The sequence below is a fragment of the uncultured Lactobacillus sp. genome (assembly GCF_944327175.1).
Classification (GTDB): Bacteria; Bacillota; Bacilli; order Lactobacillales; family Lactobacillaceae; genus Lactobacillus.
Window position 1 is genome coordinate 1 of sequence record NZ_CALVGT010000034.1, and the last position, 11,911, is coordinate 11,911.

Below are 11,911 nucleotides of genomic sequence, written 5' to 3' on the forward strand. Positions count from 1 at the left end.
CATGGATGGTCCCGGTGATGTAGAAGCTGGCTTCTTGGCGCAGGCCCTTGGCTGCTTCAAAAACTTCCTCGCTAACGGCGTTCTTGCGGACAACGCCTTGGAAGAAGGCCGTGCCGTCTCTTAATTGTAGGAAGACGATCTTCCCGCTGGACCGCTTGTCGGTCAGCCAGACATGCATTCTGACTTCTTCGTCAACGTGCTTGGCTGATTCTCTGATTGAAATCAATTCTGTCATGTTAATCTCTTTACCTCGGTATTTTTTGTTTATCTTGCTCTTATATTCTTCTTTTTGCTTAACTATTCTTACAGAAGCTGGATCTTGGCTTCCTGGCACTTTTCTACGATCTCGTCAGGCCAGATGCTGGCTTGGACTTCACCGATGTGAGCCTTGCTCAAAAGCAGCATGCAAAGTCTTGACTGGCCGATCCCGCCGCCGATGGAATAAGGGAGGTCACCCTTTAACAAGGCTTGGTGGAAAGGTAGGGTCAGCCGGTCTTCAGCACCGGCGATCTTCAGCTGCTCTTTTAAGCGGTCTTCATCAACCCGGATGCCCATGCTGGAGACTTCAAAGGCCCGCTGGAGGGGTTTGTACCAGAAGAGGAGGTCGCCGTTCAAAGTCCAGTCGTCGTAGTCTGGTGCCCGGAGGTCATGCGGCTTCTTGGAAAGCGGAAGGGCCCCGCCGATGTGTTCCAAGAAGACTGCCCCCTTTTCCTGGCAGATCTTGTCTTCCCGTTCGCTTGGGGTCAAGGATGGCCAGCGGGCTTCCAGTTCTTCACTGGTCACGAAGCTGATTTCTTCTGGCAGGTGGTAGGCGGCTTGCGGGTAGAGGGCACGGACGTGGTATTCCATCCCCTTGATGGTTTCAAAGATCCGCTGGACAGTTTGGCGGAGGGTTGCTTCCGTCCGTTCGCTCTTGTCGATGACCTTTTCCCAGTCCCATTGGTCAACGTAAACGGAGTGGAGGTTGTCCAGCACTTCTTCATCTTTTCTGATGGCGTTCATGTTGGTGAAGAGACCTTCACCGTGGCCGAAGCCGTAGTGCTTAAGGGCCCAGCGCTTCCACTTGGCCAGGGAGTGGACGATTTGCAATTCGCCTTCATCCCCATCGTGTAGGGTAAAGGAAACCGGCTTTTCCCAGCCAGAGAGGTTGTCGTTTAAGCCGGAAGACTTCTTAACAAACATAGGGGCGGAAATTCTTTCCAGATTCATCGCGGTCCCGAATTCAGTCTGGAAGGTTTCCCGGATGTAGCGGATTGCCTTTTCCGTTTCGCGGATGGTCATTTTCGGATCGTAATCACTTGGAATAACTAATTTAGCCATATCTCTTGCCTCTGCTAAAAATCTAATACTTGTCAAAAGGGCATAAAAAGAGCCTTTCATCCCCAAATACTACAGGGACGAAAGGCTTCTTTCCGCGGTACCACCCACCTTGTTCTAAACGAACCACTTCGAGCACCAACATGCTCTAGCAGGGTAACGTCCTGCAGGCGGCACGGCTTACTGCGACTTCAGCCGGCGATCTGGAAAAAGTGTTATTCAGAAAGCCAGGGTCTGTTGCCTTTTCACCAGCCGGCAACTCTCTAAGAGATTGTGCTTTCCTACTCGTCTTTCTCATCTTTTGATTTATTTGATTAAGTAAAATTCTAATACGGATTTAATTTTTGTCAAGATCATTGGCGAAAAAATTATTTTTTAAAGATCAAGCCCTTCTTCTTGAGCAGGAAGACAGTGACCACGATGATGCAGAAGGCAATTAAAATGATTACGCTGAGGCCCTCAAATTCCTGGACAACTTGCTGGTATGCGTTGCCGGCAAAGCGGCCGGCATAGATCAAGACCGTGTTCCAGATTGCCGTGCCCAAGATAGTGTAGAAGCTGAACCGGGCCAAAGAGAAGCGGCTCATCCCGGCTGGCAGGGAGATTAAGCTGCGGATGACTGGAATAAAGCGGCCAAAGAAGGTGGCTGCCCGGCCGTGGCTGTTAAAGTAGTTTTCAGTCTTGGCGATTTTCTCTGAAGAAAGACCAAAGCGGCGGCCGACCTTGCTATTTGCAAAACGGGAAAGGCGTTCTTGGTCAAAGAAGGTGCCGACCCAGTAGAGAATTACCGCGCCGATAAAGGCCCCGATTGTGGAGGCGATGATGGCTCCCGGGATAGACAGGTTGGCTGACAGGGTCAGGAAACCGGTAAAGGTCAGGATCAATTCGGAAGGGATTGGGGGAAAAATGTTTTCAGCTGCAATCAACAAAGCAACGGCGACATAGCCATAATTTTGAATCAGCTGCGTGATTGTCTCGTTCATGGGTTGTTATACCTCTAATCTATTCTGTCTGTATTTTCGTAAATCCAGAATAACAGAATAAAGGGCGGAAAAGGTCAGTCTGACAAGGATTTTAAGAGATAATTTGGAATTACTTTACATCCATTTAACTTTACTTTTTTAAGTTGGTAATAGAATTAATTGGGCGTAATTAATTTTTTGCTTAAGAAAAAGAAGAAAAGAAATTAAGTGAATTTTATGCACAATTTTGGTAGATTGTCTGTTATAATCGTTTCAACACATTAAGGAAATGCCTAATAGAAACAAAGAAAAGAAGCTTACAAGCTGTTTTCTCTGATCAAAGGCGAATCTTGATGTTGGGAAAATTGAATATAATTCGTAATATACTATGTCATTAAATTTATTCAAGGAGAGATAAATATGACTAACGTAACTATCGAACAAGCAGTTAAGGGCTATCTTGTATTCTCAGCTAAGGAAGGCAAGCTCTTCCGTGAAGGCCGCAGCTACCTGGAAGGCAAGACCTACCACAACCGCTACCTGGCTATCTACGAAAAGTTGGAAGACGCTGTTGTCAACGCCAGCCAATACCCAAGTGAAGAAGGTATCACTATTTACGAAGTTAGTGGTTGGGGCCAGGTAACTGACTTTGGCAAGTGCAAGGTTACTGAATGGCTGAAGCTGGACCAAATCGTAGCTAAGAAGGAATGGGTTGCTTTTTTGGACAAGCAGACTAACTCAAACTACGCCAGCCTGCGGATCCTGGCAGCTAAGCTGAGCGAAGACGCGGCTGTCCTAAAGAAGCTGGCCCAAGACAAGAACCAGCAAGTTCGCAGCGCTGTAGCTAAGAATGCCAACACTCCAGCCTTGGTTTTGGCTAAGCTGGGCGTGGCTAGTGAAGGTAACGCTGTGGCTATCTAACAGACAATTTTTTAAAAGAATAAAACGAGGCGCGTTCTCTGGATTGACAGAGGCGTGCTTTTTGCATTCAAGGAGAAAGACATTGAAATTCGACCAGGCAAGAGTAGAAGATTTGGGCAGGATTGTGGAGATTGAAAGGGCGGGCTTCAATGAGGCGGAAGCGGGCAGTCCGGCTCAGTACAAAGAGAGAATTCAGAAGTTTACCGGGAGCTTCTTGGTAGCCAGAAATTTGGAAGAAGAGGTCGTGGGCTTTATCACCGGGCCAGTCGTTGATAGTAAGTACGACTATATCGAGGACTGGATGTATGAAAAAGAGACGGAAAGTTTGCCAGGCCCTGGCGGCAACCAAATGGTCCTAACCATCGCGGTTCACCCGGATTACCGGGGGCAGGGGATTGGCAGCCAGCTTTTAGGCAGATTCGCGGAAACTGCCAAGGAGATGCAGCGGGGGCGGATCGCCTTGACCTGTTTGGAAGACCGGGTGCCATTTTACGAAAAGAATGGCTACGTCAACCACGGGCAAGCTGAGTCAGAGCATGCCGGAGAAATCTGGTACAACATGATCAAAATGATAGAAGAATAGAAAGCGGTCAGCAGGTGCTGGCTGCTTTTTCTGTGTTAAACTGATCTGAAAAAATGAGCTTAAAGATAATTGATTATTGAGGTGATAAAAATGGCAGAAAAGCAATATGACTTTACCAATGGGCCAAAACGGCAGGGCAATTCCATCAAGTGGGGCGGCTTAAAAGAGAATGAGCTGCCGATGTGGATTGCTGAGATGGACTTTAAGATTGCGCCGGAAATTCTGGCCAGCATGGAAGAAAAGCTCAAAGTAGCTGCTTTTGGATATGAAAGCGTGCCAGATGAATACTATAAATCTGTAGCTGACTGGGAAGAAACTGAGCACCGCGCCCGGCCAGAAGAAGACTGGTGTGTATTTGCCTCAAGCGTCGTGCCAGCGATTTCTGCCATGGTCCGGCAGTTCACCAGTCCTGGCGACCAAATTTTAGTCCAGGAGCCCGTCTACAACATGTTTTACTCTGTCATTGAGGGCAATGGCCGCCGGGTAATTTCCAGCGACTTGATCTATGAAAATCGCAAATATTCGGTCGACTGGGCTGATTTGGAAGAAAAATTGGCAACTCCATCTGTCCGGATGATGGTCTTTTGCAACCCGCACAACCCGATCGGCTATGCTTGGAGCAAAGAGGAAGTCAAGCGGATCGCGGAACTTTGCGCCAAGCACCATGTCCTCTTGATCTCTGACGAAATTCATGGGGACCTGGTTTTGACAGATGAAGACATTACGCCCGCCTTTACGGTAGACGGGGATGCCAAAAACTGGGTCGTTTCTTTGGTCTCGCCAAGCAAGACCTTTAATTTGGCCGCTCTGCACGCTGCTTGCGCGATTATCCATGACCCGGACTTGCGTGCCCGGGCTGAGGAGAGCTTTTTCCTGGCCGGCATCGGGGAACCGAACTTGTTGGCTATCCCGGCAGCAATTGCCGCTTATGAAGAAGGCCATGACTGACTCCGTGAACTCAAGAAAGTATTGCGGGACAACTTTGCCTATGCCCGGGAATTTTTGACAAAAGAAGTGCCGGAAGTGAAGGTGCTGGACTCAAATGCCAGTTACCTGGCCTGGGTTGACATCAGCGCTCTTGGGATGAACGCGGAAGACTTCTGCAAGTACCTAAGGGAAAAGACTGGCTTGATCATCTCCGCCGGGAACGGCTACCGGGGCAACGGACATGAATTTGTCCGGATCAACCTGGCCTGCCCGAAAGAATTGGTAATCGACGGGATGCAAAGGCTGAAGCAGGGCGTAGAGGAACTAAGCGAGAAGTGATTGGTGAGGAGGATGACCTAAAAGTTTAATCATTACTAAATCACTCTGTAATTATCTATTGCGCGAAAGCCATCCGATTAGTATCCTTTAATTAGCTTTATGAAAAAAACGAGGATGGAATATGCTTTATCAGCAAATCGAGCAAAACAAGCGCAATACCTGGATTGTGTTGGGCGGTTTTACAGTCCTGCTTTTGGCTATTGCGGGCTTGTTGTCAGTTTATTTGACCTTCTGGGCGGGAATGATTTTTTTAGCCGCGGGGATCATCTATATGGTCTATATCTACTTTTATTCAACCAGACACTTGATGAAGGTCACCCATGCTGTTGAAATCAGCCAAGAAAACTTCCCTGAACTTTACGAAATGGTGGAAGAGATGAGCCTGGCCGCCGGCATCCCCATGCCAAAAATCTACATCGTCCCAAGCAATGTTCCCAACGCCTTCGCAACAGGCCGTGACCCGGAACATGCCAGTCTGGCTGTAACTTCTGGTTTGTTAAAGATCATGAACCACGATGAAGTCCTGGGCGTCATCGGCCACGAGATGTCCCACATCCGTAACTATGACTTGCGGGTAACGACGATTACTTCAGCTTTGTCCAGCTTTATTTACCTGGCAGCAATTTATCTGCTAGCTCTTGGCTGGACCTTGTTCAAGATTGAGGGTGGGGTTATCACCAAGTGCATTTGCTGGTTCTTTGGCTCGATTGCTTTAGCAGTTGGCGCCGGCCTCTTCATCGTTGCTTTGCCAATCGCTAAACTGCTCAACCTGTCAATGTCCCGGCAAAGAGAATATCTGGCTGATATCGGCTCAGTTGACTTGACCAGAAATCCAAAATACATCGTTGCCGCCTTGAAAAAGCTGGAGGCTATTGAGCAGCAATACCAGCAGCAAAAGGAAGACCCAATAGTTTCAGCCCTGGCGTTCAACAGCTTCCAGATCAAGCACTGGTGGACCAACTTGATCTCTGACCACCCAACTTTAGACCGGCGGATTGACCGCCTGCAGCATACGGCTGACACTCCGGAATAAACTGAAAAAGGATATGGCTCATAGAGTGAGCTATATCCTTTTCTTTTGCTCTTTTGACTAATATTATTGAAGCAGGAACTTTTTGAGATATATTATTAACTTTTAAAAGTATAAGTAATTATAACCAAACGAGAGGAATATTGAATGATTGAGTATCGTGATATCGGGATGGCCTATGGGGACAACGTCATCCTGGAAAAGATCAACTTAACAATTGCTGACGGGGAACTTTTTGTTCTGGTCGGTCCTAGTGGGAGCGGGAAAACAACCCTGCTCAGAATGATCAACCGCTTGACTGAGCCAAGCCAGGGAGACCTTTACTTAGACGGTAAAAGAGTCAAAGATCACGACCTGCGTCAGCTTCGCCTGCACATGGGCTATGTCCTGCAGACTAGCAGCCTTTTTCCTAACTTGACCATTGGCGACAACATTACCATCCAGCTGGAAGAAGCCGGGGTAAAAAAAGCAGAGCGCAGAAAACGGGCCCTCGAGCTCTTAGAGCAAGTAGGCATGGAAGCGGAGAAATATATTTCCCGCCTGCCTCATGAACTTTCAGGCGGACAGCAGCAGCGTGTCGCTATTGCCCGTGCCATGGCCAGCCAGCCTAAGCTAATTCTCATGGATGAATCCTTCAGTGCCCTTGACCCGGTCTTGCGCCGCCAGCAGCAAGAACTCCTGCTCAAGCTGCACCAGCAAAGCAAGACTACGGTTGTTTTTGTTACCCATGATATGCAAGAAGCCCTGCGCTTAGGTGACCGGATCGGGGTTATTAAAGACGGTCACTTGCGGCAAGTTGGGACACCAAGTGAGATCTTGCAAAAGCCGGCCGACCAATTCGTCGCTGACTTCTTCAAGAGCGCCCGGCCCCGCCTGGGCACCATGGCTGAACTCTTGGCCAGTCCTTACACTAAAAAAACAAAGGAAAAGAATTCGCAATCAGTTAACAAAGTCGAAGAGATTGCGGTTTTGCCAGAAATTGCTGGCTATTTGAAATTTGCTTATCAAGGTGAAAATTACCAAATCACGACTAGCGACTTTTTGCACTACTTAGGAAAGTTAGGAGATTAAGATGACAGAAGTGATTAATACTATTTCAAGCCACCAGGCAGAGATCCTGCAGTCTCTTGTTGAGCACCTGCTCTTATCAATGGAAGCCCTGCTGATTTCCTGCTTGATCGCCATTCCTTTGGGGATGCTGCTGGCTCACAGCAAAAGAGCCGGGGAAGTGGTCTTCCAGATCACCAGCATCATCCAGACCATCCCCAGCCTGGCCCTGCTCGGCCTCTTGATTCCCTTTGTCGGGATCGGGACGACTCCGGCCTTGATCGCCTTGACGGCGTACGGGATCATGCCAATCTACCAGAATACCTACACAGCCATCCGCAATATTGACCCAAATCTGGAAGAAGCCGCTGATGCTTTTGGTTTAAGTAAAAGACGCAAGATGTTCAGATTAGAAGTTCCCATGGCCCTGCCCATGATCCTTTCCGGTGTCAGCATTTCCCTGGTCATGATCATCGGAACGGCCACCTTGGCCGCCATGATCGGAGCCGGGGGTCTTGGGACCTACATCATGATCGGGATCCAGCAAAACAACAACACCTATCTCTTGATCGGAGCCGGTCTATCTGCCATCTTGACTCTGGCCATGTCCGGCCTGCTCAAGTTCATGTCATCTTCAAAGAAGCATTTCCAGGTCACGGCGGCAGTTTTGGCAATTTTTGCCATCGGCTTAGGAGCCAGTCAGCTGCCAAAAGCCTTCGCGCCAAAAGAAGAGGAAGTCGTCATTGCCGGTAAGCTGGGCAGTGAGCCAGACATCTTGATCAACATGTACAAGGACTTGATTGAAAAGGACAATCCTCATATCAAGGTGACCCTTAAGAAAAACTTTGGCGGGACCAGCTTCCTGTTCAATGCCTTAAAGACGGGCAAAATCGACATCTATCCGGAATTTACCGGGACCGTCCTCCAGGGCCTGGCTAAAAAGAAGGTAGCTACTCCGCACGACCCGGCTAAAACTTACCAGCTGGCTAAAAAGCTCATGGCTGATGAAGACCAGCTGACTTACCTGTCGCCAATGAAGTACCAGAACGGTTACGACCTGGCGGTCACGCAGTCTTTTGCCAAGAGGCATAATATTAAGAGCTTAAGCGACCTGGCAAAATTGGGTACTTCCTTAACCGCTGCCTTTGACCCGGATTTTGCCAATCAAGAGGATGGCTATCTGGGCTTAAAGAAGGAATATAAATTGAACTTTAAGGTTAAGACCATGGAGCCAGCTCTCCGCTATAAGGCAATTGCCAGCGGCAAGATCGAAGTCGTTGACGGCTATACGACTGACCCACAAATTAAGCAGTATGACTTAGTCGCCTTAAAGGATGACAAGAGCTTCTTCCCGCCCTACCAAGGAGCGCCTTTGATGAAGACTGCTTTTGCTAAAAAGCATCCGGGCATCGTCAAGAGCTTGAACAAACTCTCTGGCAAGATCACTGAGTCTGAGATGCAGGAAATGAACTACAAGGTGACCGTCAAGCGCGAGAGCGCCAGCAAGGTAGCCCGCCAGTACCTTAAAGAGCATGGTCTGCTCTAATTAAAAAATTGGTAGGTACTTTTTCGGCAAAAAGGCTTGAAAATGGTTAGAAAAGCACTAAAATGTAAATGTGATTACATCCATGAAAGGAGTTGCTCTCTTGACAGAACACTATTTAAACTATGTCAATGGCGAATGGCGGGACTCTGCTGACGCGATTGAAATTTTCGAACCAGCAACTGGCAAGTCCCTGGGTACAGTCCCGGCCATGTCCCACGAAGACGTGGACTACGTAATGGACAGCGCCAAAAAGGCTCTTCCTGCCTGGCGGGCCCTTTCATACGTTGAACGGGCCGCGTACTTGCAGAAGGCGGCGGACATCCTCTACCGCGACGCTGAAAAGATCGGTTCTACCTTGTCCAAGGAAATCGCCAAGGGCCTTAAGTCCTCTATCGGCGAAGTAACCCGGACGGCGGAAATCGTGGAATACACGGCCAAGGTCGGCGTGACTTTGGACGGGGAAGTCATGGAAGGCGGCAACTTTGATTCAGCAAGCAAGAACAAGCTGGCTGTTGTCCGCCGGGAACCAGTCGGCCTGGTTTTGGCAATTTCTCCATTCAACTACCCGGTCAACTTGGCTGGCTCAAAGATCGCTCCAGCCTTGATGGGCGGGAACGTTGTTGCCTTCAAGCCGCCGACACAGGGGTCAATCTCCGGCTTGCTTTTGGCTAAGGCTTTCGCGGAAGCTGGCCTGCCTGCCGGCGTCTTTAACACCATTACCGGCCGGGGCCGGGTCATCGGCGACTACATCGTTGAACACCCGGCAGTCAACTTCATCAACTTCACTGGTTCCAGTGCCGTCGGCAAGAACATTGGCAAACTGGCCGGGATGCGGCCAATCATGCTGGAACTTGGCGGCAAGGACGCGGCTATCGTCTTGGAAGACGCTGACTTGGACCTGACGGCCAAGAACATTGTTGCCGGCGCCTTTGGCTACTCCGGCCAGCGTTGTACTGCCGTTAAGCGGGTTCTGGTCATGGACAGCGTGGCTGACGAATTGATCGAAAAGGTGACCGCTTTGGTTAAGGATTTGAAGATCGGGATGCCAGAAGACAATGCCGACATCACTCCTTTGATCAACACCAAGTCTGCCGACTACGTGCAAGGCTTGATTGAAGAAGCTGAAGAAAAGGGCGCTAAGCCTTTGTTTGACTTCAAGCGCGAAGGCAACTTGATCTACCCGATGGTGATGGACCAAGTGACGACTGACATGCGCCTGGCCTGGGAAGAACCATTTGGGCCGGTATTGCCATTCATCCGCGTTAAGTCAGCTGATGAAGCAGTCAAGATTGCCAACGAATCAGAATACGGCCTGCAAAGCTCCGTCTTCTCACGGAACTTCGAAAAGGCCTTTGCCATCGCCGGCAAGTTGGAAGTGGGCACGGTCCACATCAACAACAAGACCCAAAGAGGTCCGGACAACTTCCCATTCCTGGGCGTAAAGAGTTCCGGGGCAGGCGTACAGGGGGTCAAGTACTCCATTCAAGCCATGACCCGGGTCAAGTCCGTTGTCTTCAACATCGAAGGCTAATTTTAAAACTGTAAATTTGGCAAGATGTCTGCTTGAGAAAGTCTGCTTTGGCGGACTTTTTCTTTTTACAAAGTTAGTGGAATTAGTTTAAAAACTTAATCCTTTTGTTAGCATTTTTTTATAAAGAATGGCAAATTAAACAAAAGAATTTAGACAGGAGAGAGCAATATGCCGATTACTTTAGACAAACAGTTAGCCGCCATTGATCCGGAGAAAAAGCCCCGCCTGACCTGGAGTCTGGCCGCCTCAACCTTCTTCAGTAACTGGATCAACTACGCCGTTTACCAGGAGACGCCATACGATCTGGCAGAACTGGACTAAAATTTATTTGGCAAAAAGGAATCTGCCCCTGCCAGGGAGGCAGGGGCAGATTTTTTACTAACGGATAAAGTTTAGAAGCGGTAATTCCGCCGGTCGATTTGGAAGTACTTGTCGTTTTTGGACATCTTGTTAACCAAAAGGAGCCAGTTGTAGATTAAAACTGGTTCGAGGAAGAAGAAAAACATATTAGACCTGCTTTCTAGTGTTGATATACAAATCTAGTTTACTCGTGTTTGCGGGCTTTTTTTCAAGAAAGGAACAATAATGACCAAAGTATTAGTGACGGGTTTTGACCCCTTCAACCATGAAAAAATCAATCCAGCTATTGAAGCAGTGAAATTGCTGCCAGACGAAATCGCTGGCTGTGAGATTATCAAGCTGCAGCTGCCGACCAACTACCGGAAAAGTGAGAAAAAGCTGCAAGCAGCTGTTGAAAGAGAAGAGCCAGATTTTGTCTTAAACGTGGGCCAGGCGGGTGGCCGGTCCTGTTTGACTCCAGAACTAGTGGCCATCAACTATGATGATTGCTCGGTCGCGGATAATAGCGGGGAAAAGCGGGAAGGACAGGCGATTGATCCGGAGGGCCCAGCGGCTTACTTCACCCAGCTGCCGGTTAAGGAAATGGTCAAAGCTATTAAAGCGGCGGGCATCCCGGCTGAACTGTCGACCACGGCCGGCTGCTTTGTCTGCAACCATGTCATGTATTACGCGCAGAGCTTGAGAAAAGAACATCCAGGGATGCAGGCGGGCTTCATTCATATTCCTTTTTTGCCAGAGCAGGTAGTCAAGCGGCCAAATCAGCCATCAATGGCTTTGGAAACAATCGTGACCGGCTTAACCGCGGCAATTGCTGCATTTTTGCCGGAGGGAGACTAGGAAGAGTTAATAATAACCACGACGTAGTAGTGCTTGAGGACTTGAGAGGGAAAAATCTGATGAAGAATCATGCCTTGGCAATGTCAATTTCTGATGCGGGCTGGACCAGCTTTCAGAGAATGCTTGAATACAAGGCAGGCCTTTACGGCAAGACCTACATTGAGATCGACAAGCGCAACACAACCCAGCGGTGTCATGCCTGTGGCTCCATCATGGGCCACAACGGCCATGAGAAGCTGACCCTAAAGAACCGGGAATGGGACTGCCCAATGTGTGGAGCACACCATATCCGCGACTACAACGCTGCGCTGAACATCTTGGAGAAAGGCATTACCAAGCTCTCGGATCAGGAATACAAAATAATTCCGTACGATTCGGAAGCTGCAAGCTAAAGCAATCATACAGCCCTTAGTAGAAAGAATGAGCCCCAGGCAACCCGAGGCTCAATAATATAAGTTTGGTAATTGGATGATCCCTGCACCCGCAAATCATCTCTATCTGACTAGTGTGA

At 48.8% G+C, this 11,911-nt stretch carries 10 protein-coding genes and 3 pseudogenes; 10 read left to right on the forward strand and 3 right to left on the reverse strand.

From position 1 onward, the window contains the following. The 3 genes from Q0J41_RS04895 to Q0J41_RS04905 all read right to left on the reverse strand — a co-directional run. The coding region (locus Q0J41_RS04895) for an OB-fold nucleic acid binding domain-containing protein (protein WP_296226934.1) at positions 1 to 235 on the reverse strand (235 nt) is incomplete at its 3' end. Between the two features lie 68 nt (positions 236 to 303). Next, positions 304 to 1,320, reverse strand: coding sequence for an aspartate--ammonia ligase (asnA, locus tag Q0J41_RS04900; RefSeq protein ID WP_296226936.1), 1,017 nt, complete (start codon positions 1,318 to 1,320; stop codon positions 304 to 306). A gap of 365 nt (positions 1,321 to 1,685) precedes the next feature. Next, positions 1,686 to 2,300 carry a DedA family protein gene (locus Q0J41_RS04905; protein ID WP_296226938.1) on the reverse strand — a complete coding sequence of 205 codons (615 nt, stop codon included), beginning with the start codon at positions 2,298 to 2,300 and terminating at the stop codon, positions 1,686 to 1,688. Between the two features lie 399 nt (positions 2,301 to 2,699). Here Q0J41_RS04905 and Q0J41_RS04910 point away from each other — a divergent pair, with 399 nt between their 5' ends. The 10 genes and pseudogenes from Q0J41_RS04910 to Q0J41_RS04955 form a co-directional block, all read left to right on the forward strand. Beyond that, positions 2,700 to 3,200 carry a hypothetical protein gene (locus Q0J41_RS04910; protein WP_296226939.1) on the forward strand — a complete coding sequence of 167 codons (501 nt, stop codon included), beginning with the start codon at positions 2,700 to 2,702 and terminating at the stop codon, positions 3,198 to 3,200. 82 nt (positions 3,201 to 3,282) lie between these two features. Then, a complete protein-coding gene (locus Q0J41_RS04915) occupies positions 3,283 to 3,783 on the forward strand; it encodes a GNAT family N-acetyltransferase (protein WP_296226940.1) in 501 nt (166 codons plus the stop codon). 90 nt (positions 3,784 to 3,873) lie between these two features. Next, positions 3,874 to 5,049 (forward strand): annotated as a pseudogene (locus tag Q0J41_RS04920) (MalY/PatB family protein). A gap of 121 nt (positions 5,050 to 5,170) precedes the next feature. Beyond that, positions 5,171 to 6,082, forward strand: a complete 912-nt coding sequence (locus Q0J41_RS04925; protein ID WP_296226941.1) for a M48 family metalloprotease — start codon at positions 5,171 to 5,173, stop codon at positions 6,080 to 6,082. A 144-nt stretch (positions 6,083 to 6,226) separates the two neighbouring features. Then, on the forward strand, positions 6,227 to 7,150 hold the full coding sequence (locus Q0J41_RS04930; protein WP_296226943.1) for an ABC transporter ATP-binding protein: 924 nt from the start codon (positions 6,227 to 6,229) through the stop codon (positions 7,148 to 7,150). Between the two features lies 1 nt (position 7,151). Next, positions 7,152 to 8,672: an ABC transporter permease/substrate-binding protein gene (locus Q0J41_RS04935; RefSeq protein WP_296226945.1), complete on the forward strand. Its 1,521-nt coding sequence runs from the start codon at positions 7,152 to 7,154 to the stop codon at positions 8,670 to 8,672. 100 nt (positions 8,673 to 8,772) lie between these two features. Then, positions 8,773 to 10,203 carry an NADP-dependent glyceraldehyde-3-phosphate dehydrogenase gene (locus Q0J41_RS04940; RefSeq protein ID WP_296226947.1) on the forward strand — a complete coding sequence of 477 codons (1,431 nt, stop codon included), beginning with the start codon at positions 8,773 to 8,775 and terminating at the stop codon, positions 10,201 to 10,203. A 204-nt stretch (positions 10,204 to 10,407) separates the two neighbouring features. After that, positions 10,408 to 10,524, forward strand: a pseudogene (locus tag Q0J41_RS04945) (homoserine O-succinyltransferase); the annotation flags it as partial. A 264-nt stretch (positions 10,525 to 10,788) separates the two neighbouring features. Next, positions 10,789 to 11,400 carry a pyroglutamyl-peptidase I gene (gene pcp / locus Q0J41_RS04950; protein WP_296226948.1) on the forward strand — a complete coding sequence of 204 codons (612 nt, stop codon included), beginning with the start codon at positions 10,789 to 10,791 and terminating at the stop codon, positions 11,398 to 11,400. 14 nt (positions 11,401 to 11,414) lie between these two features. Next, positions 11,415 to 11,792: pseudogene (locus Q0J41_RS04955) on the forward strand (RNA-guided endonuclease TnpB family protein); the annotation flags it as partial. Between the last annotated feature and the right edge of the window lie 119 nt (positions 11,793 to 11,911).